A 26,148-nucleotide genomic window follows, 5' to 3' on the forward strand; every position below is an offset into this window, starting at 1 on the left:
ACACCACGTGGCCGTCAGGCTTCAGGCGCGGCGCGTACGCAAGGAGGATCGAGAACTGATGGCAGGCAACTCGGACCCGCTCTCGCCCCGGGCCAAGATCGCCGTGACCGCGGGCAAGGCGGTCGCGGCGGCATCTCGTGCCGCGGGGCGCGGCAGCGGTTCGGTGATCGGCGGCAAGGTCGCGCTGAGACTCGATCCCGACCTCCTCGCACGGCTCGCCCAGCACCTGGACGTGACCCTCGTCTCGGCGACCAACGGCAAGACCACCACCACCCGGCTCATCGCCGAGGCGCTCAAGGCGGCCGGCCCGGTCGTCTCCAACGCGCTCGGCGCCAACATGCCGGCCGGCATCACCTCGGCGCTCGCGGGCGGCTCGGAGGCCCGGTTCGGCGTCATCGAGGTCGACGAGAAGTACCTCGTCGGCGTCGCCCAGGCCACCGAGCCGAAGTGCATCGCCCTGCTCAACCTCTCCCGCGACCAGCTGGACCGCGCCGCGGAGACCCGGATGCTCGCCGAGAACTGGCGCGAGGGTCTGGCCGGTTCGAAGGCCGTGGTCGTCGCCAACGCCGACGACCCGCTGGTGGTGTGGGCCGCGTCCTCCTCCCCCAATGTGATCTGGGTCGCGGCCGGGCAGATGTGGAAGGACGACGCGTGGTCCTGCCCGTCCTGCGGCGGTGTGATGCAGCGCCCCGGTGACGACTGGTTCTGCGGCGAGTGCGGCTTCCGCCGGCCCACGCCGAGCTGGGCGCTGTCCGGCGACCACGTACTCGACCCGCACGGCTCCGCCTGGCCGATCCACCTCCAGCTGCCGGGCCGCGCCAACAAGGCCAACGCCGCCTCGTCGGCGGCCGTCGCCGCCGTGTTCGGGGTGCCGCCGCAGGTGGCGCTGGAGCGCATGTACCAGGTGCAGGCGGTCGCCGGGCGCTACGACGTCGTGCAGTACCAGGGCCGTGACCTGCGCCTGCTGCTCGCCAAGAACCCGGCGGGCTGGCTGGAGACCTTCTCCCTGATCGACCCGCCGCCGACCCCGGTGATCCTGTCGGTGAACGCGCGCGGCGCCGACGGCACCGACACCTCCTGGCTGTGGGACGTGGACTACACCCGGCTGACCGGCCACCCGATCTGCCTGGTCGGTGACCGGAAGCTGGACCTCGCGGTGCGCCTGGAGGTCGCCAACCAGCAGTTCCAGGTCTGCGAGGACATCGACCAGGCGGTGCAGCTGTGCCCGCCCGGCCGCATCGAGGTCATCGCGAACTACACCGCCTTCCAGGACCTGCGCCGCCGCGTCGGCAACTGACCGCGAGATTTCAGGGGACTTTCGTGAGCGACAACCAACTGCGGATCGTCTGGATCTACCCGGACCTCCTCAGCACGTACGGCGACCAGGGCAACGCCCTCGTCGTGGAGCGCCGGGCCCGCCAGCGCGGCCTCGACGTGGCCCGGCTCGACGTGCGCAGCGACCAGCCGATCCCGACTTCCGGCGACATCTACCTGATCGGCGGCGGTGAGGACCGCCCGCAGCGGCTCGCGGCCGAGCGGCTGCGCCGGGACGGCGGCCTGTACCGGGCGGTGGAGAACGGCGCGATCGTCTTCTCCGTCTGCGCCGGCTACCAGATCCTGGGCCAGGAGTTCATCAACGACCTGGGCCAGCGCGAGCCGGGCCTCGGCCTGCTCGACGTGGTCTCCACCCGCGGCGAGGGCGCCCGGTGCGTCGGCGACGTCCTCGGCGACATCGACCCGCGCCTGGGCCTGCCGCCGCTGACCGGCTTCGAGAACCACCAGGGCATCACGCACATCGGCCCCGGCGCCCGCCCGCTCGCCCAGGTCCGTTTCGGCAACGGCAACGGCACGGGCGACGGTACGGAGGGCGCGTACAACGACACGGTCTTCGGTACGTACATGCACGGCCCGGTGCTGGCGCGCAACCCGCAGATCGCGGACCTGCTGCTGAAGCTGGCCCTCGACGTGAACGCGCTGCCGCCGACCGACGACCGCTGGTACGAGGCACTGCGGGGCGAGCGCATCGCCGCCGCGCAGCAGCCCGCGTAGGCCGACTGCTCGGCAGCCGGCCGGCCTCCGTGGGCGGGCCCGTCTGATGACTCATCCGCACAGGTGAGCGGGCACGTCCAGTAGGCGGACGCGTGGTTCGGTCCCGCCCCCCGATGCCGCTAGGGTGGCGGGAATCGAGCCGGACAGCGCGGTCCGGCCCCCGTGCCACTTGAGAAGGTATTCCGGGCTATGCGCATTGGTGTCCTCACGTCCGGCGGTGACTGCCCCGGCCTGAACGCCGTCATACGGTCCGTCGTGCACCGCGCCGTAGTCGACCACGGCGACGAGGTCATCGGCTTCCGGGACGGCTGGAAGGGCCTCCTGGAGTGCGACTACCTCAAGCTCGACCTCGACGCGGTCAGTGGCATCCTGGCCCGCGGCGGCACCATCCTCGGCTCCTCCCGGGTCCGTCCCGAGCATCTGCGGGACGGCGTGGAGCGGGCCCGGGGGCACGTCGAGGAACTCGGTCTGGACGCGATCATCCCGATCGGCGGTGAGGGCACGCTGAAGGCGGCCCGGCTGCTGTCCGACAACGGCCTGCCGATCGTGGGCGTACCGAAGACCATCGACAACGACATCGCCGTCACGGACGTCACCTTCGGCTTCGACACGGCCGTCACGGTGGCCACCGAGGCCCTGGACCGGCTGAAGACCACCGCCGAGTCCCACCAGCGGGTGCTGATCGTCGAGGTCATGGGCCGTCACACCGGCTGGATCGCGCTGCACTCGGGCATGGCGGCCGGCGCGCACGCCGTCGTCGTCCCGGAGCGGCCCTTCGACATCGACGAGCTGACCGCCAAGGTCGGCGAGCGCTTCTCTGCGGGCAAGCGGTTCGCCATCGTGGTGGCCGCGGAGGGCGCCAAGCCGAAGGCCGGCGGCATGGACTTCGACGAGGGCGGCAAGGACGTCTACGGCCACGAGCGCTTCGCCGGGATCGCCCGCCAGCTCTCGATCGAGCTGGAGGAGCGCCTCGGCAAGGAGGCCCGGCCGGTGATACTCGGTCACGTCCAGCGCGGCGGCACGCCGACGGCGTACGACCGGGTGCTGGCCACCCGGTTCGGCTGGCACGCGGTGGAGGCCGTGCACCGCGGGGAGTTCGGGATGATGACGGCACTGCGCGGGACGGACATCGCGATGGTGTCGCTGGCGGAGGCCGTCGAGACGCTGAAGACGGTGCCGGACGAGCGGTACGCGGAAGCGGAGTGCGTTCTCTGAGGCATACCCGACGACAAGCCGCCCCCGGTCACCAGTGTGGCCGGGGGCGGTTCTAGTCTTGCTTCGGACAGACAGCGCTCAACCGCGCTCAACCCCCACGAAACAGGAGCCGGCGGATGGATCACAGCGGGCACGGCATGACAATGGATCTGCCGCCGTTCACGCTGGGGCGAGGTCTCGCGTGGTCGGCGGACCCCTTCTTCCTGATCGCCTGCCTCCTGGGACTGGCGCTGTACGGATGGGGCGTCGTCCGGCTGACCCGGCGCGGTGACAAGTGGCCGGTGGGCCGGACCGTGTCCTTCGTCGTCGGCGTGCTGAGCGTCGCGCTGATGATGTGCACCAAGCTCAACGACTACGGCATGGTCATGTTCAGCGTGCACATGGTGCAGCACATGATGATCAGCATGGTGTCGCCGATCCTGTTGCTGCTCGGCGCCCCGATCACCCTCGCTCTGCGCGCGCTGCCGCCCGCGGGCCGTGGCCGCAAGGGCGTCCGCGAACTGCTGCTGATGCTGCTGCACAGCCGCTACATGCGGATCATCACGCACCCCGCGTTCACCATCCCGCTGTTCATCGCGAGCCTGTACGCGCTGTACTTCACCCCCCTCTTCGACTTCCTCATGGGCTCCCAGGTCGGGCACATCGCGATGATGGTGCACTTCCTCGCCGTCGGCGTGGTGTTCTTCTGGCCGATCATGGGCGTGGACCCGGGCCCCCACCGGCCGGGCTACCTGATGCGGATGCTGGAACTGTTCGCGGGCATGCCGTTCCACGCGTTCTTCGGCATCGCGCTGATGATGGCGTCCTCCCCCATGGTGGAGACGTTCAAGAACCCGCCCGCCTCACTCGGCATCGACGCGCTCTCCGACCAGAACGCGGCCGGCGGCATCGCCTGGGCCTTCAGCGAGGTCCCGTCCGTGCTGGTGCTGCTCGCGCTGCTGTTCCAGTGGTACGCCTCGGAGGAGCGGCAGGCCCGGCGCAGCGACCGGGCGGCCGACCGCGACGGCGACAAGGAACTTGAGGCGTACAACGCCTATCTGGCCTCACTGAGCACACGCGGCGGCTGAACGGCGGCTGCGTTCAGTAGCATGTGGCGCGTCGGGGGAACCGCCCGGGGGGAGCGGTATGGCGCGTCACGCGTTCTCAGGATCAGAGGGGCCACAGGCGGAGGGGCCGGGATCACGGCGGCCGGAGGTGGGCCGACTCGTCGCCGGCCGCTATCTGCTGCTGCGTCCGCTCGGCGACGGCGGCTCGGGCCGGGTGTGGCTCGCCCACGACCAGCGGCTGGGCTGCGAGGTCGCGCTGAAGGCCGCCCGCACCGGTCCCCGGAGCCTGCCACGGCCGCGGTACGGCCATCCGCACCTGGTGGCCGTTCATGACGTCGTGGAGCACGAGGACGTGCCGTGGATCGTCATGGAGTACGTGGCGGGCGCCGTCGATCTCGGGGAGCTGGTGGCCCGGCGCGGGCCGCGGGCCCCGGCCGACTGCGCCCGGATCGGGCTCGCGGTGCTCTCCGTGCTCGACGCGCCCGACGCCGGGCACGGACGGGGCGTGCCGCACCGGCGGCCGACGCCGGCCGGCATCCTGCTGGCGCCGGACCGCGGCGGCGCGCCGTACGGCAGGATCCTGCTCCTGGACCACGTCGTCGCCGGTCCCGGCGACGGCGACGCTCTCCTCGCTCTGGGCCGCACGCTGTACTACGCCGTCGAGGGCCGCGAGCCCCTCGGCCGGGACGTGCCCGTGCGTGCCGGCGCGCTGGGGCCCCTGCTGGAGAGGCTGCTCGGCCGGGCCCCCGGGCCGCGTGTCACGGTGGCCGAGGCGGAGGCGGAAATGGCGTGGATCGTCACGCCCCAGACGGAGACGTACGCCCGGCCGCGGACCGATCCGGGGTCGCGGCCGCCCTGGTCCGCGGCGCGCCCGGCCGTGACCGGACCAGCCGCTTCCTCCTCCGCTTCCACCTCCGTCTCCGCTCCTTCCTCCACCCCCGTCGATCGGCGGACCTCTGCCGCCTCCGCCGCCTCCCCCGCCGGGCACCGGCGTCCGCGCCTGCGGGCCCTGCGGGCCGCCCTGGCCGGCGGGCTCGGCCTGTCCCTCGCCCTGGGCGGCGCCTGGTACGCCCTGGCCGACCGGGCGGCCGACGGGGCCGGGGCACCGTACGGCGACGCCGTGGGGCTCGTGACGCCGCTGAGGGACGGGGACTGCGTGCGCGTCCGCTGGCCGGAGGGCACCCGGTTCACGGGGACGCCGCGCCTCACCGCGGACCCGGCCTGCCGGGGCGGGACGCCCGACGGCCAGGTGATGGCGTTCGTGCCCGCCTCCTCCGCCGAGGAGGCACGCGAGCTGGGTCCGGTACGGTGCGAGGAGCGGACGCGGGAGGTCCGGGGACGGCTGGCCGGGGTGCGCGGCGTGGCGGTCGTGCCGGCCGAGGACGGTTTCGAGACGGCGCTCGGGCGCACGGCATGCCTGGTCGTGGGCGCGTACGGGCCGTTGCACGGACCGCTCGGACGGCACCGCGAGCCCGGGACGGTGTTCGCGGACACCGCCACCATGCAGCGCCGGGACTGCCTGGACGAGCGCTCCGCGCGTCAGGCCCGGCTGGTGTCCTGCTCGGGCCGGTACGACGCCCAGGTGCTCGGCTTCACCCGACTGGCCCCCGGTGTCTCGCTCGCCGAGGCACCCGCGGCGGCGGACACGGCGTGTGCGCGCCGGGTGCCGCCGCGCGACTACGGATTCGACCCCTCCCTGTACGAGTCCGGTTCGCGGACGGCCGCCGGCGCGTGGAAATCGGGCTCACATCTCGTCGTCTGCACCGTACGGAGGCGGAACGGGGGCACCATGGAGGGGAACGGACCATGAGGAGGGTGTCGCGATGCCCGGTTCCACGGACAGTTCGACGAAGACGATGGGGGCGCTCACCATCGGCGGCCTGGTCGCGGTGACGGCCTACACGGTGGGGCTCGGAAGCAACGGCTGGCTGTGGTTCGGCTGGGTCGTGCTGGGTCTGATCACGCTGGGGCTGGTGACCACGCGCAGCGCCTGAGCCCCGCGCCGGGGCGCACCACCGTTCACTCGCGGCCGAGCCGGCCCGCCGAGTGCACGCCCGGCTGGTATTTCGGCAGCCGGACCGTGATCTTCATGCCCGCGCCGACGGCCGTCTCGATGACGAGGCCGTGGTCGTCTCCGTAGACCTGGCGGAGCCGGTCGTCGACGTTGGACAGTCCGATGCCGCCCGACGGGCTGACCTCGCGCGCGAGGATGCGGCGCAGCAGGCCCGGGTCCATGCCGGCGCCGTCGTCCTCGATGACGACCAGTGCCTCGGCGCCCGCGTCCTGCGCGGTGATCTGGATGCGGCACCGGTCGGACTTGCCCTCCAGGCCGTGTTTGACGGCGTTCTCGACGAGCGGCTGGAGGCAGAGGAAGGGCAGGGCGACCGGCAGTACCTCGGGGGCGACCTGGAGGGTGACGGCGAGACGCTCGCCGAAGCGGGCCCGTACCAGCGCCAGGTAGTGGTCGATGGCGTGCAGCTCGTCGGCGAGGGTGGTGAAGTCGCCGTGCCGGCGGAACGAGTAGCGGGTGAAGTCTGCGAACTCCAGCAGCAGCTCGCGGGCGCGCTCGGGGTCGGTGCGCACGAAGGACGCGATCACCGCGAGCGAGTTGAAGATGAAGTGCGGGGAGATCTGGGCCCGCAGGGCCTTGATCTCGGCCTCGATGAGCCGGGTCCGGGACTGGTCGAGGTCGGCCAGCTCCAGCTGGACGGAGACCCAGCGGGCGACCTCGCCGGCGGCCCGGACCAGGACGGCGGACTCACGGGGAGCGCAGGCGACGAGGGCGCCGTGCACCCGGTCGTCGACGGTGAGCGGGGCGACGACCGCCCAGCGCACCGTGCAGTCGGGGACGAGGCAGGAGAGCGGGAAGGCCTCGCCTCGGCCGGTCTCCAGTGGTCCGGCGAGGCGCTCCATGATCTCGGTGCGGTGGTGGGCGCCCGCGCCGTCCCAGGCCAGGACCTCCCCGAGGTCGGTCAGGCAGAGCGCGTCCGTGCCGAGCAGGGAGCGCAGCTTGCGGGCCGACTTGCCGGCGGTCTCCTCGGTCAGGCCCGCCCGCAGCGGGGGTGTGGCCAGGGAGGCGGTGTGCAGGGTCTGGAAGGTGGCGTGCTCGACCGGGGTGCCCAGACCGCCGAGGTTCTGCGGGCGGGCCGTGCGCCGCCCCAGCCAGAAGCCCGCGGCCAGCAGCGGGAGCACGGCGACGGCCAGGCCCGCCAGGAAGCCGCTCGTGGAGCCGCTCACGGGGCCACCTCCTTGTGCAGTTCGTCCGTGCGCAGCTCCTCCGGCAGGTGGAAGCGGGCCAGGATCGCCGCCGTCCCGGCCGGGACGCGCCCGGGTGTGGCCAGGGAGACCAGCACCATGGTGAGGAAGGCCAGCGGCACCGACCAGAGCGCCGGCCAGGCCAGCAGGGCGTGCAGCGCACCGCCGCCGCCCGGGAAGCCGCCCATGGTGGCGGCGACGGCGAGGAGGGCGGAGCCGCCGCCCACCAGCATTCCGGCCGCGGCGCCGGGCGGGGTCAGCCGCCGCCACCAGATGCCGAGGACGAGCAGCGGGCAGAAGGAGGAGGCGGACACGGCGAAGGCGAGGCCGACGGCGTCGGCGACCGGCAGCCCGCCGACCAGTGCGCTCGCCGCCAGTGGCACGGCCATGGCGAGGAGGGTGCCGAGCCGGAAGTGCGGTACGCCGCGGGACGGCAGCACGTCCTGGGTGAGGACGCCCGCGACGGCCATGGTCAGCCCCGACGCGGTGGACAGGAACGCGGCGAAGGCACCGCCCGCGACCAGCGCCCCGAGCAGGTCGCCGCCCACTCCCCCGATCACCCGGTCGGGCAGCAGCAGCACCGCGGCGTCGGCGTCGCCGGTGAGGGTCAGCTCGGGGGCGTACATGCGGCCCAGGGCGCCGTAGACGGGCGGCAGCAGGTAGAAGGCGCCGATGAGGCCGAGGACGGCGACGGTGGTGCGGCGGGCGGCGACGCCGTGCGGGCTGGTGTAGAAGCGGACCACGACGTGCGGCAGGCCCATGGTGCCGAGGAAGGTGGCGAGGATCAGGCCGTACGTGGCGTACAGCGGGCGTTCCGTGCGGCTCTCGGCCCGGGAGGGTGACAGGGCGTCGTCGGCGCCGCGTCCGGCGGCCGGGACGGGGGTGTCCTTGGCGAAGGTGAGGCGGGTGCCGGCCTCGATGTGATGGGTGCCGGAAGGCAGGCCGAGCCGGGTGCCGTCGTGGGCGCGGCCGTCCACCGTGCCGTCGACGGTGACGGTCAGCGGCCGCTCCAGCTTGAGGGTGAGGCTGTCCTCGACCCGGACGGAGCGCTGCTCGCGGAAGGTGGCCGGTTCCTCGAAGGGGCGGCCGGGTGCGCCGTCGCCCTGCCAGGCCAGCACCAGGAAGAGGGCGGGGACGAGCAGGGCGGTGAGCTTCAGCCAGTACTGGAAGGCCTGGACGAAGGTGATGCTGCGCATGCCGCCGGCGGCGACGATGGCGGTGACGACGACGGCGACGATCACTCCGCCCAGCCAGTCGGGCGCCCCGCCCAGCACGGCCAGGGTCAGTCCGGCGCCCTGGAGCTGGGGCAGCAGGTACAGCCAGCCGACGCCGACGACGAAGGCCCCGGCGAGCCGCCGCACCGCCTGGGAGGCGAGCCGGGCCTCGGCGAAGTCGGGCAGCGTGTAGGCGCCGGAGCGGCGCAGCGGGGCGGCGACGAACAGGAGCAGGACCAGGTAGCCGGCGGTGTAGCCGACCGGGTACCAGAGCATGTCGGGGCCCTGGACGAGGACCAGCCCGGCGATGCCGAGGAAGGACGCGGCGGAGAGGTACTCGCCGCTGATGGCGGCGGCGTTGAGGCGGGGGCCGACGGTGCGGGAGGCGACGTAGAAGTCGGAGGTGGTGCGGGAGATGCGCAGGCCGAAGGCGCCGACGAGGACGGTGGCGACGACGACGAGGGCGACGGCGGGTATGGCGTAGCTGGAGTTCATGGCGCCTTCGGGGACGGGGTCATCGGTCCTCGACGAGGCGCACGAAGTCGCGTTCGTTGCGCTCGGCGCGGCGCACGTACCAGCGGGCGAGGAGGACGAGCGGGGCGTAGAGGCCGAAGCCGAGGACGGTCCATTCCAGGCGGTGGGCGTCGGGCATCGCCGCGAACAGCAGCGGGAGCGGCCCGACCAGGAGTCCGAGCACCGCGAAGGCGGTGAGGCCGGCCCGCAGCTGGCTGCGCATGAGGGAGCGGACGTAGGTGTGCCCGAGGGTGGTCTGCTCGTCGATCTCGGTGCGCGGGCGGTAGTAGCCGGGGGCCCTGCCGGTGCGTCTGGGCGGGCCGGTGACGGTGACGCGGCGTTCGGTGGGGTCCTGGGGCATGACTCACGGCCTCCGCATGAGCAGGTCCCGCAGTTCGCGGGCGTGGCGCCGGCTGACCTGGAGTTCCTCGGTGCCGACCAGGACGCTGACGGTCCCGGCGTCCAGACGGAGCTCGGCGATGTGGCGCAGGGCGACGAGGTGGCGGCGGTGGATGCGGACGAAGCCGCGGGCACGCCAGCGCTCCTCCAGGGTGGACAGGGGGATGCGGACGAGGTGGCTGCCCTTGTCGGTGTGCAGGCGGGCGTAGTCGCCCTGGGCCTCCGCGTGGGTGATGTCCTCGACGGGGACGAAACGGGTGACGCCGCCCAGTTCCACGGTGATGTGGTCGGGATCGGGTTCGTGCACGGGTATGCGCGGGGCCGGGGTCACGGTGCCCCGTCGTTCGACGGCGCGGCGGACCGCCTCCGCGAGCCGTTCCCTGCGGACGGGCTTGAGGACGTAGTCGACGGCCTTGAGGTCGAAGGCCTGCACGGCGAAGTCCTCGTGCGCGGTGACGAAGACGACCAGCGGCGGGCGGGCGAACCCGCTCAGCAGCCGGGCGAGGTCGAGTCCGTCCAGGCCGGGCATCTGGATGTCGAGGAAGACGACGTCGATGGAGTCCGGCCCGTCGGGGCCCGACTCCAGGGCGCGGTTGATGCGGCGCAGCGCCTCCGTCGCGTCCGACGCGCCCTCCGCCGTGCCGATGCGGGGATCGGCGTTCAGCAGGTACACGAGTTCCTCGAGGGTGGGGCGTTCGTCGTCGACAGCCAGGGCGCGCAGCATGAGGCTGGAGTGTAGGAGCAATCCGTACGCCTGCACACGTGCCCGACGTGGACGTATCCGCTGGATACAGTGCCCGCATGAGCAGCAGGCCCGCCTCGTTCGACGAACTCGACCGGAAGATCGTCACCGCCCTGATGGCGAACGCCAGGACGTCCTTCGCCGAGATCGGCGCGGAGGTCGGGCTGTCCTCGACGGCGGTCAAGCGCCGGGTGGACCGGCTGCGCGAGACCGGTGTGATCACCGGGTTCACGGCGACGGTGCGGCCCTTGGCGCTGGGCTGGCGCACCGAGGCCTACGTGGAGGTGTACTGCGAGGGGGCGGCGCCGCCGAGGCGGCTGGCCCAGGTCGCGCGCGGCTACCCGGAGATCACGGCGGCGATGACGGTGACCGGTGGGGCGGACGCGCTGCTGCATGTGCGGGCGCGGGACGTGGAGCACTTCGAGGAGGTGCTGGAACGGATCCGGGCGGAGCCGTTCATCCGCAAGACGATCAGCGTGATGGTGCTGTCCCATCTGATCCCGGACAGTCCGGAGGCGGGCGCGAGCCATCCGGCACCGTAGGCGCGGCCCCGGAACCCGTGGGTGGCGGCCCGCGGACCGGCCGAGGGCGCAGCAGGCGTGCGCCGGACCGGCTCAGGACGCAGCGTTCGTGCGCGAACACGCAGCTTTTGTCGCTTGTCGTCCGTCTCCTTCGCTTCCTACCGTGGTGTCATACCCCAGTCACAATCCGTCAGGAAGCGGAGGAACCCCTCTGTGTCCGATTCCCGTGTGCCGCGCCGGCGGCGCTTCCTGGTCTGCGAACCCAGACACTTCGCCGTGCAGTACGCGATCAACCCGTGGATGAGCCCCGACCGGCCCGTCGACGTCATCCGCGCCCTGGACCAGTGGCAGGCGCTGGTCGACGCGTACCGCGCCCACGGCCACACCGTGGACACCGTCCAGCCGGTGCCGGGCCTGCCCGACATGGTCTTCGCCGCGAACTGCGCGGTCGTCGTCGGGGGCCGGGTCTGCGGCTCCCTCTTCCACGCCCGCGAGCGCCGTCCCGAGTCGGTGCCCTACGAGGCGTGGTTCAAGACGGAGGGCTTCGAGGTCCACCATCCCGAGGAGGTCTGCGAGGGCGAGGGCGACCTGGTCCCGGCCGGCCGCTGGATCCTGGCCGGCACGGGGTTCCGTACGACCCGTGAGGCGCACCGCGAGGTGCAGGAGTTCTTCGGCGTGCCGGTGGTCTCGCTGACGCTCGTGGACCCGTACTTCTACCACCTGGACACGGCGCTGTTCGTGCTCGACGACGCGGACGGCGCAGCGGACGGGAACATCGCCTACTACCCCGGGGCCTTCTCGCCCGGCAGCCGCGAGGTGCTGGAGCGGCTCTACCCGGACGCGGTGATCGCCACGCGCGAGGACGCCATGGCGTTCGGGCTCAACTCCGTCTGCGACGGACGGCACGTGTTCCTCGCGCCCGGGGCCCGGGAACTCGCCGACCGCCTCGCCGGCCTGGGATACGTGCCCGTCCCCGTCGACCTGTCCGAGTTCCACAAGGCCGGTGGCGGCATCAAGTGCTGCACCCAGGAGATCCGGGAGACCCGTACATGACCGCGCCCGCCCGTCCCGTCCGCACCCGCGGCTCCGAGGAGCTCATCCGCGCGGAGGAGCCCGTCCTCGCGCACAACTACCATCCGCTGCCCGTGGTCGTGGCCCGCGCGGAGGGCGCCTGGGTCGAGGACGTGGAGGGCCGCCGCTACCTGGACATGCTGGCCGGGTACTCGGCGCTCAACTTCGGCCACCGCCACCCGGCGCTGACCGAGGCCGCCCACCGCCAGCTGGACCGGCTCACGCTCACCTCGCGCGCCTTCCACAACGACCGTCTCGCCTCCTTCGCCGAGCGGCTGGCCGGGCTGACCGGCACGGACATGGTGCTGCCGATGAACACCGGCGCGGAGGCGGTGGAGAGCGGCATCAAGGTGGCGCGCAAGTGGGCCTACGACGTCAAGGGCGTCCCGGCCGACCGGGCGACGATCGTGGTCGCGGCGGACAACTTCCACGGCCGTACGACGACGATCGTGAGCTTCTCCACGGACGAGACGGCCCGCTCCGGCTTCGGCCCCTTCACCCCGGGCTTCCGGGTCGTCCCGTACAACGACCTGGCGGCCCTGGAGGCGGCCGTCGACGAGACGACGGCGGCCGTGCTGATCGAACCGATCCAGGGCGAGGCGGGCGTGCTGATCCCGGACACCGGCTATCTGGCCGGCGTGCGGGAGCTGACCCGCCGGGCCGGCTGCCTCTTCGTCGCGGACGAGATCCAGTCGGGTCTCGGCCGCACCGGGCGCACCCTCGCCGTCGAGCACGAGTCGGTCGTGCCGGACGTGGTGCTGCTCGGCAAGGCGCTGGGCGGCGGCATCGTCCCGGTGTCGGCGGTGGTCGGCAGCCGGGGGGTCCTCGGCGTGCTGCGCCCGGGCGAGCACGGCTCGACGTTCGGCGGCAACCCGCTGGCGGCCGCGGTCGGCACGGCGGTGGTGGATCTGCTGGAGACGGGCGAGTTCCAGCGCCGGGCCACCGAACTGGGCGCGGTGCTGCGCGAGGGCCTGACCGCCCTGGTCGGCAGGGGCGTCGTCGGTTTCCGCGCGCGGGGCCTGTGGGCGGGCGTCGACGTCGATCCGGCGCTCGGCACCGGCCGCGAGATCAGCGAACGGCTGATGCGCGAGGGCGTCCTCGTCAAGGACACCCACGGCTCCACCATCCGGCTGGCCCCGCCGCTGACCGTCACCGGCGAGGAGCTGGCGGGGGCGCTCGGGGCGCTGGAGAAGGTCCTGACCTCCTGAAGGACCCCGGACCTGGAGGACCGAAGGGCCTGGCGTCCTGACGGTGCTGTCACGGAGCGGCTGGGTCCCGGTCGAGCCGCTCCAGGTGGGCCACGTTAGCCAGGTCCTCGGCGTCCTCGCTGGGCCCGCCCGCGAACCAGGCGTCGAGGATCTCCCGCAGCAGCGGCGCCGAGGTCAGCCGCAGGCCGATCGCGAGTACGTTGGCGTCGTTCCAGCGGCGGGCCCCGTCGGCGGTGTGGGCGTCGGTGCACAGGGCGGCCCGCACGCCCGGGACCTTGTTGGCGGCGATCGACGCTCCCGTGCCGGTCCAGCAGCACACCACCGCCTGGTCGGCCGTGCCGTCGGCGACCTCACGCGCCGCCCGCTGCGAGCACACCGCCCACCGCGGGTCCGCCCCGGGCCGCAGCGCGCCGTGGGGCAGCACCTCGTGGCCCCGTGCGCGCAGCTCCTCGACGAGGAGGCGGGCTACGGGTTCGTCCATGTCGGAGGAGACGGAGACGCGCATGGGCGAAGCCTACCCACCGCCCGCCCGGCGCGCCGCTCACCTCATCGGCTCAACCACATGACCGAAGTCACGACCATACCCAGGATGATCGGGGGAACGGTACGACCCTGAGAAACGTACGACCGAGCAGCACTCCGTCAGGAGCGGCTGCGCGTGGAAAGGGAGGCCGCCACGTCCCCCACCGAGAACGGCCAAGAACCCGACACCGCGGCGATCCGCCGCCACCCGGCTCTCTTCCGGGCGATCAGGCGTCGGCAGAACCCCCGGCTGCGCCGGTCGGACATCACCGTCACGGACGAGGCCGCGGTCAAGAGAGCGGTGAAGGCCGCCTCTCTCGGCAACGCCATGGAATGGTTCGACTTCGGCATCTACGCCTATCTGGCCGGCACCATCGGCCGCGTGTTCTTCCCGTCCGGGAGTGACACCGCGCAGTTGCTCTCCTCGTTCGCCACGTTCGCCGTGGCGTTCCTGGTGCGCCCGCTCGGCGGCATGGTCTTCGGCCCGATGGGTGACAAGGTCGGCCGCAAGAAGGTGCTCGCGCTGACGATGATCCTCATGGCGATCGGCACCGCCGCCATCGGGCTCATCCCCAGCTACGACTCCATCGGCTTCTGGGCCCCCGTCCTGCTGATCGTTTTCCGCCTGCTCCAGGGCTTCTCCACCGGCGGCGAGTACGGCGGTGCCTCCACCTTCATCGCCGAGTACGCGCCCGACAAGCGGCGCGGGTTCTTCGGCAGCTTCCTGGAGCTGGGAACGCTGGCCGGGTACACCGGCGCCGCGAGTCTGGTCACCGGCCTCACGGCCTGGCTCGGCAGCGACACCATGGACGCCTGGGGCTGGCGCATCCCCTTCCTGGTCGCGGCGCCGCTCGGCATCGTCGGTATCTATCTGCGGCTGAAGCTGGACGACACACCCGCCTTCCTGAAACTGGAGGACTCCAACGTCCACATCTCGGAGGCGGCGACCGCGGTGGAGACCACCGCCCGGGGCGACCTCGCCAAGATCTTCCGCACGCACTGGCGCGCGCTGGTGCTGTGCATCGCGCTCGTCGGCGCGTACAACATCACCGACTACATGCTGCTGTCGTACATGCCCACGTACCTGTCGGACGAGCTGCACTACAGCGAGAGCCACGGCCTGATGATCCTGGTGGCCACCATGGTGGTGCTGATGCTGATCATCAACCAGGTCGGCCGTCTGTCCGACCGTTTCGGCCGCAAGCCCCTCCTCATGACCGGCATGATCAGCTTCTTCGTGCTGTCCGCCCCGGCCTTCGTGCTGGTGCAGGAGGGCAGTCTGCTCGCCGTCTCGGCCGGCATGCTGATGCTCGGCCTGTCCCTGGTCTGTCTGCTGGGCACGATGTCGGCGGCGCTCCCGGCGATGTTCCCGACCAACGTCCGGTACGGGTCCCTCTCGGTCGGCTACAACCTGTCGGCGTCCCTGTTCGGCGGCACGACACCGCTGGTCATCACCGCCCTGATCAGCGTGACCGGCTCCGACATGATGCCGGCCTACTACGCGATGGCCGCGGCCCTGGTCGGCATCGTCGCGGTGGCCTGCATGAAGGAGACGGCCCAGCGGCCCCTCGAGGGTTCACCGCCTTCGGTGCAGACCGACGAGGAGGCGGCGGAGATGGTCGAGTCGCAGGCTCCGACGCCGAAGTTCTGATCACGCGTCGAGCGGGCGGTGGGGTGCGCACCCCACCGCCCGCTCGTCGCGTCGGGCCCCAAGAGCGTCCGTACCCGTCCCGGACGGACCGCCGCGGTCCGGGCTACGATCGATCACCGGACGCGGACGTCCGGCTCGAAAGCCGTGCCGTGCCTACCGGGAGAGTGGGAGACACACCGTGTTCTACTACGTGCTCAAGTACGTACTGCTGGGCCCGTTGTTGAGAGTGGTCTTCCGCCCCCGGATCGAGGGCCTGGACCACGTGCCGGCGTCGGGGGCGGCGATCGTCGCGGGCAACCACCTCTCGTTCTCGGACCACTTCCTGATGCCCGCGGTACTCAGACGCCGCATCACCTTCCTCGCCAAGGCCGAGTACTTCACCGGCCCCGGCCTCAAGGGCCGGCTGACCGCCTTCTTCTTCCGCAGCGCCGGGCAGATCCCCGTCGACCGCACCGGCAAGGAGGCGGGGCAGGCCGCGATCCGCGAGGGACTCGGCGTGCTGGGCAGGGACGAGCTGCTCGGCATCTACCCGGAAGGCACGCGCTCGCACGACGGCCGGCTGTACAAGGGCAAGGTCGGCGTCGCGGTGATGGCGCTCAGGGCCGGCGTGCCGGTCGTGCCCTGCGCGATGATCGGCACCTTCGAGGCACAGCCGCCGGGACGGAAGATCCCGAAGCTGCACCCCGTGGTGATCCGGTTCGGCCGGCCGCTGGACTTCTCCCGGTACGCCGGCCTGGAACGCGAGAAGGCCGTGCTGCGCGCCGTCACCGACGAGATCATGTACGCCGTCCTGACGCTGTCCGGGCAGGAGTACGTCGACCGGTACGCGGCCGACGTGAAGGCCGAGGAGGCGGCGAAGGCCGCGAAGGGACCGAGGTTCCCCCGGCTGCCGCACCGCTAGTCGGGGGCGGTGGCCCGCCGTCGGACACTCGCGGTCGCCGTGCGGTTCCTGTTGTCTGCCGTCGGCAGAGGGGCGTGGCCGGACCGCCGACGGGCGCCTACGGTCTGACGTATGACACGTGCTGTGGTGGTCGGAGCGTCGGGACAGATCGGACGGGTGGCCGTGGGGGCGCTGGCCCGGGACGGCTGGGAGGTGACGGCCGTCTCGCGGGGCGGCGAGAGGGACGGGGACTGGCCCGGGGACGTACGCGTGGTGCGGGCCGACCGGGAGGACGACGCGGCCCTGTCCGCGGCGGTCGGCGAAGGCTGCGACGTCCTGGTGGACATGGTCGCCTTCGGGGGCGGGCACGCGCGGCAACTGGTCTCGCTCGCCGGGCGGGTCGGTTCCGCCGTGGTGATCTCCAGTGTGTCGGTCTACGAGGACGACAAGGGCCGCAACTTCGACACCCAGGCCGAGCCCGACGGTTTCCCCGAGTACCCCGTGCCGCTCACCGAGGAGCAGCGCACGACCCGGCCGGGCGACACCTCCTACAGCACCCGCAAGGTCGCCCTGGAGCGTGAGCTCCTCGCCGCGGGCGACCGGTTGCCCGTCACACTGCTGCGCGCGGGCGCCGTCCACGGGCCGTACTGCCGGACGCCGCGCGAGCTGTACTTCGTCAAGCGCGTCCTCGACGGCAGGCGCCGGCGTGTCCTCGCGTACGGCGGTGCGAGCCGCTTCCACCCGGCGAGCGTGCACAACATCGCCGAACTGGTCCGGCTGGCCGCGCCGCGACCGGGCACTCGCGTGTTGAACGCGGTCGATCCGGACGCGCCGACCGTGGCGGAGATCGCGGCGGCGATCGACGCGGTGATGGGCTTCGAGGCCGAGGACGTACTGGTGGACGGCCCGCCGCCCGCGGGCGGCGTGGGCGACACGCCGTGGTCCGTGCCCGCGCCGGTGGTGTGCGACATGGCGGCGGCCGAGCGGCAGTTGGGCTACCGCCCGGTGGTCCGGTACGCCGAGACCCTGCCGGAGACGGTCGCCTTCATCGAGGAGCGGCTGGCCGGACGGGACTGGCGGGAGGCGTACCCGAAGATGTTCCAGGCGTACGGCGATCTGTTCGACTACGCGGCGGAGGACACCTGGTCGGCGGCGCGGCAGGCGTGAGGCCGACGGGAGGGGCGGCCGATACGGACGGGCCGCCCCTCCTCCCCTTCCGTTCCGGTCCGCGCGACCACCGAGTCCGCGAGGCCGGGCCGGGTCCTCAGCCCAGTGAGGCCAGCCCCTCCTCCAGCAGGCGTCTGAGCCGCAACGCGTCGGTCGCCACGGCCGTCACCAGCGCGGCGGGCCCGGCGAGCGGCACCACGGCCGCGCCCTGGGCGAGAGTGCGCGCCTTCGGCGGCTCGGCGGCGAACTCCGGGCGTACGACGACGAGCTGGCCCAGCGCGCGGTGTCCCGCGAGCCCGGCGGGGCCGTCCCAGCCGCCCGGGGCGCCGGGCCCGCAGGCCAGCTCCTGGTCGAGCACGCACCGGCCCGCTATCCGTACCGTCAGACGGCTGGTGAGCCGCCCGGGTTCCTCACCGGACCGTCCGAGCACCTGTTCCTCGCGCAGCAGGAGACGCCCGGTGGCGGCGAGGTCGGCACGTGTGGTGACGCTCAGTTCACTGCCGTGCGCGGAGATGAGCTGTTCGGGCAGCCAGCGCAGCTCGGCGTCGTCGCCGACGGTGAGCCGGACGTCGTAGCGGGCCCCGGCCTTGTCCTGCCCCGGCAGGGCGAGGGTGGCGGCGGCCGAGCCCACCCGCAGCCGGGCGCCCGGGGCCGCCTCGGCGTCCACCGCGAAGTGGTCGCCGCCGAGCGGTCCGCTCATCGCGCCGACCAGCATGACCCGGGCCTCGGCACCGCTCCCCCGGGTACGCCGCACGGCCAGCGGCCCCTCGCCCTTCAGCACGGGCAGGGCGGTGCCGCCCCGCCCGTCACCGCGTGCGACGATGCTCGCCCTCGCGCGCACTCCGCCCGGCGCGGTCACGCCGTCCACGCGGCGATCCGGGCCCGTACCCAGTCGGCGACGTCCCGTACGCCGTCCGGGCTCCGCAAGGACTGGAGCACGACGGGCAGTTCGCCGCGCTGGGCCTTCGCGTCGGCGGCCATCCGCGCGAGGTCGGAACCGACGTACGGGGCGAGGTCGGTCTTGTTGACGATCAGCAGGTCGGCGGTGGCGACGCCGGGTCCGCCCTTGCGCGGGATGTCGTCCCCGCCGGCCACGTCGATGACGAAGACCTGGGCGTCGACGAGTCCCCTGGAGAAGGTGGCGGTGAGGTTGTCCCCGCCGGACTCCACCAGGACCAGGTCGAGCGGCCCGACCTCGTCCTCCAGGTCCTCGACGGCCTCGAGGTTGGCGGAGATGTCGTCCCGGATGGCGGTGTGCGGACAGGCCCCGGTCTCGACGGCACTGATCCGCTCGGGCGGCAGCACCGCCTCCCGGAGCAGGAACTCGGCGTCCTCGCGGGTGTAGATGTCGTTGGTGACGACGGCGAGGGACAGCTCCTGACGCAGCGCCCGGCAGAGCGCGGCGACGGTCGCGGTCTTCCCGGACCCGACGGGCCCGCCGAGCCCGACGCGCAGGGCACGGCGGCGGCCGTCGGGCCGGTGGGCATCGGCGGAGACGGCGGGGAGGTCGTGGTGATGGTCGAGATGCATGCTGCGACTCCTGTGAGACTGAGGCCGGCACTGCCGGACCGTCCGGCGTTCGAGGACGAGGCCGTTCAGGCCGCCGGGGGGCCGGGGGCAGAGCCCCCCCGGCGGGGTCGAAGGGGCCAGCCCCGGGATCGGGAATGGAGGGGGCGGCGGGGGCGGAACCCGCTACGAGGCGAACAACCGCACAGGCCAGGCGGCATGCGCCTCCGCCCCGGTCTCCAGCAACGGCGCGGACCGCGCGGGCAGCGTGCCGGCTCCCTCGGTCACGGCCCGCAGCCCCGCCTCCACGGCGTCCTCGGCCACCCGGTCCAGCTCCGGCGCGAGCCGGGCGAGTACGCCGGTCGCGTCGAACGGGTCGAGGCCGAGCAGCCGCACCACGGCTGTCGCCGGTCCGCTGACCCCCTCGTAGGCGGAGCAGTACGCCGCGTCCAGCGGCCCCAGCCCGGCCGCCCGGGCCGCGAGCCCGAGGACGACGGGCTGATGGGCGCCCTTGGGAAACCGCCGGGCCAGCGCGTCGAGTTCTGGATGCGGCCAGGTGGCACGGGCGGCCCGCATGAGCTGCCGCCCGAGTCTGCGGGCCGCCGCCCGCAGAGCGGGGGACGGGGTGCGGGAGTCCGCGGCCTGGTCGAGTTCGCCGGGGCCGACGCCGAGGGCCGCGGCTGCCGCGAGGGATGCCGCGACGGCCCCGCTCGTGTGCAGCCGTCCCCGGCAGAACTCCTTCAGGCTCGCGGCGTCGGTGATGTGGCCCGCCCGGACGGCGGCCTCCGCCCCGCCGGAGTGGGCGTGCCCTCCGGCGGGGAAGCGGCCGTCCGCGAGGACGAGCAGTGTCGCGCGGCTCATGTCGGCGCTCAGAAGAGGAAGTACCGCTGCGCGAGCGGCAGTTCGGCGACGGGAGCGGGTTCGACGAGCTCGCCGTCGATGGTCACCGCGAAGGAGTCCGCGGCGACCTCGACGCGCGGCAGGGCGTCGTTCTGGCGCATGTCCGCCTTGGTACGGCCTCTGGTCGACCGGATGGGCACCAGCTCCCTCCCGATATCCAGGCGTTCGGGCAGGCCGTCCTCGATGGCCGCCTCGGCCACGAAGGCGACCGAGTTGGCGGCGGGTGCCGTGCCGAGCGCGCCGAACATCGGGCGCGGCAGGACCGGCTGCGGGGTGGGGATGGAGGCATTGGCGTCGCCGACCTGCGCGTACGCGATCTGACCGCCCTTGAGTACCAACTGCGGCTTCACACCGAAGAACCGCGGGTCCCACAGCACCAGGTCGGCGAGCTTGCCTCTCTCGACGGACCCGACCTCGTGCTCGATGCCCTGGGCGACGGCGGGGTTGATGGTGTACTTGGCGACATAGCGGCGGGCGCGCAGGTTGTCGGCGCGGGTGTCGCCCGGCAGGAAGCCCCGGCGCCGCTTCATCGCGTGCGCGGTCTGCCAGGTCCGCAGGATCACCTCTCCGATGCGGCCCATGGCCTGGGCGTCCGACGACATGATGGAGATCGCTCCCATGTCGTGCAGGATGTCCTCGGCCGCGATGGTGCTGGGCCGGATGCGGGACTCCGCGAAGGCCAGATCCTCGGGGACGGCGGGGTTGAGGTGGTGGCAGACCATCAGCATGTCGAGGTGCTCCTCGACGGTGTTGACGGTGTGCGGCCGGGTCGGGTTGGTGGACGCCGGCAGCATGTTGGGCAGCGAGACCGCCGTGATCATGTCAGGCGCGTGGCCGCCACCGGCGCCCTCGACGTGGAAGGCGTGCAGGGTGCGGCCGGCCACCGCGTCGAAGGTGTCGCCGACGAATCCGGCCTCGTTGAGGGTGTCGGTGTGGATGGCGAGCTGGACGCCCGACTCGTCGCAGACGTCCAGGCAGGCGGAGATGACGGCGGGGGTGGCGCCCCAGTCCTCGTGGATCTTGAAGCCGAGGATGCCGGCGCGCAGTTGGTCGCGCATGGACTCCTTGGACATGGTGCTGCCCTTGCCCAGGAAGCCGATGTTGACGGGGCTGGTCTCCAGGGCGGCGAACATCCGCGCGAGATGCCAGGAGCCGGGGGTGACGGTGGTCGCCTTGCTGCCCTCGGCCGGTCCCGTGCCGCCGCCGATGAGGGTGGTGATGCCACAGGCGAGGGCCTCGTCGACGGCGGCCGGCGCGATGAAGTGGACGTGGGTGTCGATGCCGCCGGCGGTGACGATCTTGCCGTTGCCCGCGATGACCTCCGTCTCGGGGCCGATGACGAGGTCGGGGTGGACGCCGTCCATGGTGTCCGGGTTGCCGGACTTGCCGATGCCGGTGATCCGGCCGTCACGGATGCCGATGTCGGCCTTGACGACGCCCCAGTGGTCGATGATCAGGGCGCCGGTGATGACGGTGTCGGGGGCGCCGTCGGCGCGGGTGGCACGGGACTGGCCCATGGACTCGCGCAGCACCTTGCCGCCGCCGAAGACGGCTTCGTCGCCGGAGCGGCCCGGGCCGCCCGAGCGGTCCTCCTCGATCTCGACGAGCAGGTCGGTGTCGGCGAGACGGACGCGGTCGCCGGTGGTCGGGCCGAACAGGTCGGCGTAGGCGGGGCGGGACAGTTCAGACATCGAGGGCACCTCCGGTCGCGCCGCGCAGACCCACGACGACGCGGTCGCCGGCGAGCGGGACGAGCTCCACGTCGACCGGGATGCCGGGCTCGAACCGGACGGCGGTACCGGCGGCGATGTTGAGCCGCTTGCCGTGAGAGAGGGCGCGGTCGAGGTCGAGAGCGGGGTTGGCCTCGGCGAAGTGGTAGTGGGAGCCGACCTGGACGGGCCGGTCGGCGGTGTTGAGCACGGTCAGACGGGTGGTCTGGCACCCCTCGTTGAAGGCGACCGGCTCGTCGGCGAAGAGGATCTCTCCGGGAATCATGGCTGCCGTCCCCGTCAGATGATCGGATCGTGGACGGTGACCAACTTGGTGCCGTCGGGGAAGGTTGCCTCGACCTGCACGTCGTGGATCATCTCGGGTATGCCCTCCATGACCTCGTCGCGCTGGATCAGCTTGCGGCCGGAGGCCATGAGTTCACCGACCGTGCGACCGTCGCGGGCACCTTCGAGGATGTGCGAGGTGATCAGTGCGACGACCTCGGGATGGTTGAGCTTCACGCCTCGTGCGCGGCGCTTCTCCGCCACGTCCGCGGCCACATGAATGAGCAGTCTCTCCTGCTCGTGCGGGGTCAGTTGCACTTACCACCTCACAGGACATCACGCCAGGACCGGGCGGTCCGGCTGCCGCGGCCACCGCGACGGCTATAGATGTAACACACATGAATGCGCTGGAATGCACTCGCGTGTGCCCAAAAACCGCAGGTGGATCGGGGTGGAGAGTAGGGCTACAGTGTTTCGGGCACGTCACCCGGATTTGACCGGCTCATTACCGGTGCCGTCACCGGTCTCCCGCATGCTCAACAACCCCCGCATGCCTTCCTGGAGCACCTCCGGGGGAAAGCCGCCGAACAGCGCGTACTGGGCCCAGTCCTGGACCATGAGCCGCGGGAACAGCCGCTGACCGCTTTCGTCACCGCCGACCGCTCCCGCGCCAGGGTGCGGGCGATGAGCTCACCGGGGACGGGCGGCGCGGCGGACTCTCCAGCGCGGCGCGCTCGTACACGCCGCGGAGGGCACCGGGCACGTCGGTGATGACGGCCGCCTACCGTTCGCCTCGCGACGACGGGCTGCGCCGCCGCCGGGCGGGGAGGACGATCGGGTCGGGGGGGCGAGCACAGTCCACCGACCCGCAGGAGGTGCCCCATGACGGGCGAACCGTCGTTCTTCGAGCTCGGTGTGGCCGATCCCGAGCGCGGGCGGGTCTTCTACGGCTCCCTGTTCGGCTGGCACCTCGAACCCGGCCCCACGGGGCGCGGGTTCTCCATCGGCACCGCGGGAGTGCCGGGCGGCCTGCACGGGGGCGACGCGGGAGCCTCTCCGTACCTCTTCTTCCGGGTCGACGACCTGGACGCGGCGGTGGCCCGGGTCCGGGAGCTGGGCGGCGCGGTCGAGGACCTCGGCGAGGAGGGCGAGGAGGACGCGGAGTCGGCGGCCCGGTTCGGCCGGTTCGTGCTGTGCCGGGACGACCAGGGCTCCTCCTTCGGCCTGCACGAGCCACCGAACGGAGGATGACCGCGGCCACGGCCCCACCGATCCGGGGCGAGACGGATCCGCGCTCCGCCACCCCGGCCCGGGCGCCGCGCGTGCTGGACGGCGGACTGCGCGTGTCGACCTTCCGCCCCGGTCCGGCAGTTGACACACCAGGGGGTGAAACGGACCAAACGGCGTACCCCCTTTCGGCGTAGGAACACCATCGATTTCCGACCGGCCGAGGTTGCGCGACCCGCGTGCCCGGACAGCGCAATGGGGGGCTCCGCCGCTGGTCCCGGGGGTCGGCACCACGCCGGGAGGTGACTCGAACAGGGAGGCGTCCACCCGAACGGGTGAGTGGCGGGTAACAACACAAAGGGCACGTTCCGTTGGGATTCTCCCTCTGGAGGAGACAAGATCCGTGACTGACGACAAGCCCCCGCCGCAGCGGCGGGGCGGTCCGGGCGGACGCCGAGTCCTGCCGCCGCCCGGACGACCGGTCGACAGGAGTGGATCGGCAGGAGTGGAGGACCCGAGCACGACGGGTCGCCGGAACGGTCATCTCCGCGGGAGAGGCACCGGGCCGGGCAGCCCTTGGGGTGAAGCCGCACTCGTGCGGCCGGGCAACTTCGCCAGCCCGAATCCGACAGGTCACCCTTCACAGGCGGCTGACGAAGGGTTGCGCATGTCCGCGCTCAATCGTGTCCCGTCGCTGATGGCCCGTGCCGGTACGGCCTCGGCCCTCACCCTCGCCGCCATCGGCGGATCCGTCGTGGTCCCCGGTGCCGCCTCCGAGGCGGCCGCGGCCACCTACGCGACGAAGGCCCTCAAGATCGCGGCCTCCAAGAAGGGCTCACCGTACGCATGGGGCGCCGTCGGACCACGCAGGTTCGACTGCTCCGGGCTGACCCTGTACTCGTTCAAGAAGGCCGGCAAGAAGCTGCCGCGCACCGCGGCTCAGCAGTACAACAAGACACGTCGTATTTCCGCCAACAGCCGCAAGGCCGGGGACCTGGTCTTCTTCCACTCGGGCCGCAGCGTCTACCACGTCGGCATCTACGCCGGGAAGGGCAAGATCTGGCACGCCCCGAAGACCGGGGACGTGGTGCGTCTGCAGAAGATCTGGACCGGCAGCGTCTGGTACGGCCGGGTCAAGTAGCGCACCCGAGGGGGAGTCGGCGGGCCACGCCGCCGACTCCCCCTCGGGTGCGTGGTATGCGGCGGCGCTCCGGAGGCTGTCGGCGCCTCACCGCTGAGTCTCCCGCCGGTCGGCGGCCTGCCCCACGGCCGCGGCGGGCTCGGGAGCCACCGGACTGCCCGGCGGTGTCCAGGGCAGTTCGACGGAGATGGTCTTGCCGCCCTCCCGCGTGGGCCGCACTCTCAGCCTGCCGCCGCACTCCGCCGTCAGCCAGCGGATGATCACCATGCCGCGGCCGTTGTCCTGCTGGACGGCTGCGGGCAGGCGCTTGGGGAACCGCGGATGGCTGTCGGTGACGCCGATGCGCAGCCGCTCGTCACGGTCGAGTGCGAGGTCCACCGTGAAGGTGGGCGACTGGCCGAGGGTGTGCTGGACCGCGTTGGTCGTCAGCTCGGAGACGATGAGCCGGACGGTCTCGGACACCTCGGTGTCCGCCGGCAGGCCCCACTCCGCCAGCGTGCCGACCACATACGTGCGCGCGGCGGCCACCGAGGCGGGATCGCTCGGCAGAGTGACGGATGCTTCCAGATGGTCTGCCATGGCGAGCTCGTCCCTTTCCCGCGGGACCGCGACCCGACATGGAGCGGACGGTTCGAGTACGGTCCCGGACTGGTGCTTCGCCGTCAGACTGCCACCCTCAGGCCGTGAAGGGCGGCGATCCACCAAGATGTGCATATATCTGTCGCTCGATGCGGTGAACTCTGCGACGGCAGAGCGTATGTGGGCGGCCCACAGGGAGTAGAGGAGTGGCCCATGCAACATGGTCCCGTGGTGCGCCGCCGGAAGCTGGGCGCGGAACTGCGCGCCCTGCGCACGTCGGCGGGGATCACCAGCGGCGAGGCGGCCCGGCTGGTGGGCTGGCACCAGTCGAAGGTCAGCAGGATCGAGACCGGGACGAGCGGGGCGAGACCGGCCGACGTGCGGTTACTGCTGGACGCCTACGGCGTGGCCGACGACCAGCTGCGGGAGCTGCTGGTGACGCTGGCCGGCTCCGACGACGCGGGCGGCCGCAACCACTGGTGGCACGCCTATCGCGGGGTGCTGCCGCCGACCTACCGCGACTTCATCAGCCTGGAGTCCCAGGCGAGCGCGATGCGCACGCTGGAGACCACGGTGGTCCCCGGGCTGCTGCAGACGCCCGAGTACGCCCGCGCGGTGACGCGCGCCGCGGTGGACGGGCTGCCGGAGGAACGGCTGGACACACTGGTGGAGGTCCGGCTGGCCCGGCAGGACGTGCTGCGGGCACGGACACCGCTGAGACTGAGCGCGGTCCTGGACGAGTCGGTGCTGCGCCGGGAGGTGGGCGGACCCGGAGTCATGGCCCGTCAGCTGGCCCGGCTGGTCGAGGCCGCGCGCCTGCCACATGTCCGGCTCCAGGTACTGCCGTTCGCCGCCGGGGCGCACATCGGTGTCACCGGCCCTTTCGTAATCTTTTCTTTTTCGAGCACTTCTGATCTAGACGTGGTTGTTCTCGACCACTTGACGAGTAGCCTGCACCTCGAACGGAAAGAAGACCTAGAGGCCTACACCGAGGCCTTCGACGCTCTTCTGATCCATGCCCTTTCGCCCGAGGACTCGTTGGACTTCATCGCCGCGACAGCGGCAGGCGCGTGAGGAGGCACCATGACAGGCTCCACGTCCGCACTTCCCCGGAACATCCCCGCCGGCACCGATCTGCCCGGTGTGCGGTGGCTGCGCAGCAGTTACAGCACCGGGGCGAACAACTGCGTCGAGACGGCGAGGCCGTCGGCCGGCCCCTGTGCCGGACTGCTCGCCGTACGCGACTCCAAGGACCCGGCCGGACCCGCGCTGCTCTTCTCCCCCGGGAGCTGGGCGTCGTTCACGGCCGGGATCCACCGCCACTGAACCGGACCGGCATCGGGCGACG

At 72.4% G+C, this 26,148-nt stretch carries 29 protein-coding genes and 1 riboswitch; of the genes, 16 read left to right on the forward strand and 13 right to left on the reverse strand.

Features of this window, described 5'->3' with window-relative positions:
• Positions 1-58 precede the first annotated feature (58 nt).
• From ACH4NX_RS26010 to ACH4NX_RS26035, 6 genes are all read left to right on the forward strand, one after another.
• Positions 59-1,297, forward strand: a complete 1,239-nt coding sequence (locus ACH4NX_RS26010) for a MurT ligase domain-containing protein (RefSeq protein WP_279564117.1) — start codon at positions 59-61, stop codon at positions 1,295-1,297.
• A 23-nt stretch (positions 1,298-1,320) separates the two neighbouring features.
• A complete protein-coding gene (locus ACH4NX_RS26015) occupies positions 1,321-2,049 on the forward strand; it encodes a glutamine amidotransferase (RefSeq protein ID WP_351400919.1) in 729 nt (242 codons plus the stop codon).
• Positions 2,050-2,238: 189 nt separating this feature from the next.
• Positions 2,239-3,264 carry a 6-phosphofructokinase gene (locus ACH4NX_RS26020; RefSeq protein WP_351400918.1) on the forward strand — a complete coding sequence of 342 codons (1,026 nt, stop codon included), beginning with the start codon at positions 2,239-2,241 and terminating at the stop codon, positions 3,262-3,264.
• A 116-nt stretch (positions 3,265-3,380) separates the two neighbouring features.
• Positions 3,381-4,331 (forward strand): cytochrome c oxidase assembly protein, encoded by a 951-nt coding sequence (locus ACH4NX_RS26025; RefSeq protein WP_351400917.1) that lies wholly within the window; start codon positions 3,381-3,383, stop codon positions 4,329-4,331.
• A gap of 127 nt (positions 4,332-4,458) precedes the next feature.
• Entirely contained in the window at positions 4,459-6,120 is a 1,662-nt protein-coding gene (locus tag ACH4NX_RS26030) for a septum formation family protein (RefSeq protein ID WP_398128906.1), read from the forward strand.
• Between the two features lie 13 nt (positions 6,121-6,133).
• Positions 6,134-6,304: a hypothetical protein gene (locus tag ACH4NX_RS26035; protein WP_345593212.1), complete on the forward strand. Its 171-nt coding sequence runs from the start codon at positions 6,134-6,136 to the stop codon at positions 6,302-6,304.
• A gap of 25 nt (positions 6,305-6,329) precedes the next feature.
• Here the strand turns inward: ACH4NX_RS26035 and ACH4NX_RS26040 are convergent, their stop codons facing one another.
• Genes ACH4NX_RS26040 through ACH4NX_RS26055 form a run of 4 tightly spaced genes read right to left on the reverse strand, consistent with a single transcriptional unit; the run spans position 6,330 to position 10,415 of the window.
• Positions 6,330-7,547, reverse strand: coding sequence for a histidine kinase (locus ACH4NX_RS26040; protein WP_351400914.1), 1,218 nt, complete (start codon positions 7,545-7,547; stop codon positions 6,330-6,332).
• Entirely contained in the window at positions 7,544-9,274 is a 1,731-nt protein-coding gene (locus tag ACH4NX_RS26045; RefSeq protein WP_351400913.1) for a cation acetate symporter, read from the reverse strand. Before ACH4NX_RS26045 ends, ACH4NX_RS26040 begins: the two co-directional genes overlap by 4 nt.
• 19 nt (positions 9,275-9,293) lie before the next feature.
• Positions 9,294-9,653 carry a hypothetical protein gene (locus ACH4NX_RS26050; protein ID WP_351400912.1) on the reverse strand — a complete coding sequence of 120 codons (360 nt, stop codon included), beginning with the start codon at positions 9,651-9,653 and terminating at the stop codon, positions 9,294-9,296.
• A 3-nt stretch (positions 9,654-9,656) separates the two neighbouring features.
• The gene (locus tag ACH4NX_RS26055) at positions 9,657-10,415 is read right to left on the reverse strand and encodes a LytTR family DNA-binding domain-containing protein (protein ID WP_351400910.1); all 759 of its coding nucleotides are present in this window, start codon (positions 10,413-10,415) and stop codon (positions 9,657-9,659) included.
• 77 nt (positions 10,416-10,492) lie between these two features.
• Here ACH4NX_RS26055 and ACH4NX_RS26060 point away from each other — a divergent pair, with 77 nt between their 5' ends.
• From ACH4NX_RS26060 to rocD, 3 genes are all read left to right on the forward strand, one after another.
• Positions 10,493-10,975 carry an Lrp/AsnC family transcriptional regulator gene (locus tag ACH4NX_RS26060; protein WP_351400909.1) on the forward strand — a complete coding sequence of 161 codons (483 nt, stop codon included), beginning with the start codon at positions 10,493-10,495 and terminating at the stop codon, positions 10,973-10,975.
• 192 nt (positions 10,976-11,167) lie between these two features.
• Positions 11,168-12,007 (forward strand): dimethylargininase, encoded by an 840-nt coding sequence (gene ddaH / locus ACH4NX_RS26065; RefSeq protein WP_398128907.1) that lies wholly within the window; start codon positions 11,168-11,170, stop codon positions 12,005-12,007.
• A complete protein-coding gene (gene rocD, locus ACH4NX_RS26070) occupies positions 12,004-13,233 on the forward strand; it encodes an ornithine--oxo-acid transaminase (protein WP_398128908.1) in 1,230 nt (409 codons plus the stop codon). The genes ddaH and rocD overlap by 4 nt, the downstream gene beginning before the upstream one ends.
• A 49-nt stretch (positions 13,234-13,282) precedes the next feature.
• On the opposite strand, the gene ACH4NX_RS26075 is transcribed toward rocD, so the two are convergent.
• Positions 13,283-13,738 (reverse strand): RpiB/LacA/LacB family sugar-phosphate isomerase, encoded by a 456-nt coding sequence (locus tag ACH4NX_RS26075; protein ID WP_351400907.1) that lies wholly within the window; start codon positions 13,736-13,738, stop codon positions 13,283-13,285.
• A 153-nt stretch (positions 13,739-13,891) separates the two neighbouring features.
• Between ACH4NX_RS26075 and proP the strand changes: the two genes are divergently transcribed.
• From proP to ACH4NX_RS26090, 3 genes are all read left to right on the forward strand, one after another.
• On the forward strand, positions 13,892-15,406 hold the full coding sequence (proP, locus tag ACH4NX_RS26080; protein ID WP_398128909.1) for a glycine betaine/L-proline transporter ProP: 1,515 nt from the start codon (positions 13,892-13,894) through the stop codon (positions 15,404-15,406).
• 178 nt (positions 15,407-15,584) lie between these two features.
• A complete protein-coding gene (locus ACH4NX_RS26085) occupies positions 15,585-16,307 on the forward strand; it encodes a lysophospholipid acyltransferase family protein (protein ID WP_351394969.1) in 723 nt (240 codons plus the stop codon).
• Positions 16,308-16,418: 111 nt separating this feature from the next.
• Positions 16,419-17,453, forward strand: coding sequence for an NAD-dependent epimerase/dehydratase family protein (locus tag ACH4NX_RS26090; protein WP_398128910.1), 1,035 nt, complete (start codon positions 16,419-16,421; stop codon positions 17,451-17,453).
• Positions 17,454-17,550: 97 nt separating this feature from the next.
• On the opposite strand, the gene ACH4NX_RS26095 is transcribed toward ACH4NX_RS26090, so the two are convergent.
• The 7 genes from ACH4NX_RS26095 to ACH4NX_RS26125 form a co-directional block, all read right to left on the reverse strand.
• Complete coding sequence (locus ACH4NX_RS26095) at positions 17,551-18,321, reverse strand: urease accessory protein UreD (RefSeq protein ID WP_398128911.1); 771 nt, start codon at positions 18,319-18,321, stop codon at positions 17,551-17,553.
• Positions 18,309-18,983, reverse strand: coding sequence for an urease accessory protein UreG (gene ureG, locus ACH4NX_RS26100; RefSeq protein ID WP_398128912.1), 675 nt, complete (start codon positions 18,981-18,983; stop codon positions 18,309-18,311). The genes ACH4NX_RS26095 and ureG overlap by 13 nt, the downstream gene beginning before the upstream one ends.
• Before the next feature lie 162 nt (positions 18,984-19,145).
• Entirely contained in the window at positions 19,146-19,820 is a 675-nt protein-coding gene (locus ACH4NX_RS26105) for an urease accessory UreF family protein (RefSeq protein ID WP_351394979.1), read from the reverse strand.
• A gap of 8 nt (positions 19,821-19,828) precedes the next feature.
• Positions 19,829-21,550, reverse strand: coding sequence for an urease subunit alpha (locus ACH4NX_RS26110; protein WP_398128913.1), 1,722 nt, complete (start codon positions 21,548-21,550; stop codon positions 19,829-19,831).
• Complete coding sequence (locus ACH4NX_RS26115) at positions 21,543-21,854, reverse strand: urease subunit beta (RefSeq protein ID WP_398128914.1); 312 nt, start codon at positions 21,852-21,854, stop codon at positions 21,543-21,545. Before ACH4NX_RS26115 ends, ACH4NX_RS26110 begins: the two co-directional genes overlap by 8 nt.
• A 14-nt stretch (positions 21,855-21,868) precedes the next feature.
• Positions 21,869-22,171, reverse strand: a complete 303-nt coding sequence (locus ACH4NX_RS26120) for an urease subunit gamma (protein WP_100048517.1) — start codon at positions 22,169-22,171, stop codon at positions 21,869-21,871.
• Between the two features lie 165 nt (positions 22,172-22,336).
• On the reverse strand, positions 22,337-22,471 hold the full coding sequence (locus ACH4NX_RS26125) for a hypothetical protein (RefSeq protein ID WP_351394989.1): 135 nt from the start codon (positions 22,469-22,471) through the stop codon (positions 22,337-22,339).
• A gap of 264 nt (positions 22,472-22,735) precedes the next feature.
• On the opposite strand from ACH4NX_RS26125, the gene ACH4NX_RS26130 reads away from it, so the two are divergent.
• Both ACH4NX_RS26130 and ACH4NX_RS26135 read left to right on the forward strand, forming a co-directional pair.
• Positions 22,736-23,104, forward strand: a complete 369-nt coding sequence (locus tag ACH4NX_RS26130; protein ID WP_398128915.1) for a VOC family protein — start codon at positions 22,736-22,738, stop codon at positions 23,102-23,104.
• Positions 23,105-23,599: 495 nt separating this feature from the next.
• Positions 23,600-23,744: riboswitch (cyclic di-AMP (ydaO/yuaA leader) on the forward strand.
• A gap of 3 nt (positions 23,745-23,747) precedes the next feature.
• Positions 23,748-24,221 (forward strand): C40 family peptidase, encoded by a 474-nt coding sequence (locus tag ACH4NX_RS26135; RefSeq protein ID WP_351394995.1) that lies wholly within the window; start codon positions 23,748-23,750, stop codon positions 24,219-24,221.
• 87 nt (positions 24,222-24,308) lie between these two features.
• Here the strand turns inward: ACH4NX_RS26135 and ACH4NX_RS26140 are convergent, their stop codons facing one another.
• Entirely contained in the window at positions 24,309-24,800 is a 492-nt protein-coding gene (locus ACH4NX_RS26140) for an ATP-binding protein (protein ID WP_351394997.1), read from the reverse strand.
• Positions 24,801-25,013: 213 nt separating this feature from the next.
• Here ACH4NX_RS26140 and ACH4NX_RS26145 point away from each other — a divergent pair, with 213 nt between their 5' ends.
• Positions 25,014-25,874 (forward strand): helix-turn-helix transcriptional regulator, encoded by an 861-nt coding sequence (locus tag ACH4NX_RS26145; RefSeq protein ID WP_351395000.1) that lies wholly within the window; start codon positions 25,014-25,016, stop codon positions 25,872-25,874.
• 9 nt (positions 25,875-25,883) lie between these two features.
• Positions 25,884-26,126 (forward strand): DUF397 domain-containing protein, encoded by a 243-nt coding sequence (locus ACH4NX_RS26150; RefSeq protein ID WP_351395003.1) that lies wholly within the window; start codon positions 25,884-25,886, stop codon positions 26,124-26,126.
• Positions 26,127-26,148: the final 22 nt, after the last annotated feature.

The sequence above is a fragment of the Streptomyces sp. NPDC017225 genome (genome assembly GCF_044331465.1).
Taxonomy (GTDB): Bacteria; Actinomycetota; Actinomycetes; order Streptomycetales; family Streptomycetaceae; genus Streptomyces.

Coding starts and splice junctions, on each gene's coding strand:
- ACH4NX_RS26010 (WP_279564117.1), top strand. CDS start 59: ATGGCAGGCAACTCGGACCCGCTCTCGCCCCGGGCCAAGATCGCCGTG.
- ACH4NX_RS26020 (WP_351400918.1), top strand. CDS start 2,239: ATGCGCATTGGTGTCCTCACGTCCGGCGGTGACTGCCCCGGCCTGAAC.
- ACH4NX_RS26025 (WP_351400917.1), top strand. CDS start 3,381: ATGGATCACAGCGGGCACGGCATGACAATGGATCTGCCGCCGTTCACG.
- ACH4NX_RS26035 (WP_345593212.1), top strand. CDS start 6,134: ATGCCCGGTTCCACGGACAGTTCGACGAAGACGATGGGGGCGCTCACC.
- ACH4NX_RS26045 (WP_351400913.1), bottom strand. CDS start 9,274: ATGAACTCCAGCTACGCCATACCCGCCGTCGCCCTCGTCGTCGTCGCC.
- ACH4NX_RS26050 (WP_351400912.1), bottom strand. CDS start 9,653: ATGCCCCAGGACCCCACCGAACGCCGCGTCACCGTCACCGGCCCGCCC.
- ACH4NX_RS26055 (WP_351400910.1), bottom strand. CDS start 10,415: ATGCTGCGCGCCCTGGCTGTCGACGACGAACGCCCCACCCTCGAGGAA.
- ACH4NX_RS26060 (WP_351400909.1), top strand. CDS start 10,493: ATGAGCAGCAGGCCCGCCTCGTTCGACGAACTCGACCGGAAGATCGTC.
- rocD (WP_398128908.1), top strand. CDS start 12,004: ATGACCGCGCCCGCCCGTCCCGTCCGCACCCGCGGCTCCGAGGAGCTC.
- ACH4NX_RS26075 (WP_351400907.1), bottom strand. CDS start 13,738: ATGCGCGTCTCCGTCTCCTCCGACATGGACGAACCCGTAGCCCGCCTC.
- ACH4NX_RS26090 (WP_398128910.1), top strand. CDS start 16,419: ATGACACGTGCTGTGGTGGTCGGAGCGTCGGGACAGATCGGACGGGTG.
- ureG (WP_398128912.1), bottom strand. CDS start 18,983: ATGCATCTCGACCATCACCACGACCTCCCCGCCGTCTCCGCCGATGCC.
- ACH4NX_RS26105 (WP_351394979.1), bottom strand. CDS start 19,820: ATGAGCCGCGCGACACTGCTCGTCCTCGCGGACGGCCGCTTCCCCGCC.
- ACH4NX_RS26110 (WP_398128913.1), bottom strand. CDS start 21,550: ATGTCTGAACTGTCCCGCCCCGCCTACGCCGACCTGTTCGGCCCGACC.
- ACH4NX_RS26115 (WP_398128914.1), bottom strand. CDS start 21,854: ATGATTCCCGGAGAGATCCTCTTCGCCGACGAGCCGGTCGCCTTCAAC.
- ACH4NX_RS26125 (WP_351394989.1), bottom strand. CDS start 22,471: ATGGTCCAGGACTGGGCCCAGTACGCGCTGTTCGGCGGCTTTCCCCCG.
- ACH4NX_RS26130 (WP_398128915.1), top strand. CDS start 22,736: ATGACGGGCGAACCGTCGTTCTTCGAGCTCGGTGTGGCCGATCCCGAG.
- ACH4NX_RS26135 (WP_351394995.1), top strand. CDS start 23,748: ATGTCCGCGCTCAATCGTGTCCCGTCGCTGATGGCCCGTGCCGGTACG.
- ACH4NX_RS26140 (WP_351394997.1), bottom strand. CDS start 24,800: ATGGCAGACCATCTGGAAGCATCCGTCACTCTGCCGAGCGATCCCGCC.
- ACH4NX_RS26145 (WP_351395000.1), top strand. CDS start 25,014: ATGCAACATGGTCCCGTGGTGCGCCGCCGGAAGCTGGGCGCGGAACTG.
- ACH4NX_RS26150 (WP_351395003.1), top strand. CDS start 25,884: ATGACAGGCTCCACGTCCGCACTTCCCCGGAACATCCCCGCCGGCACC.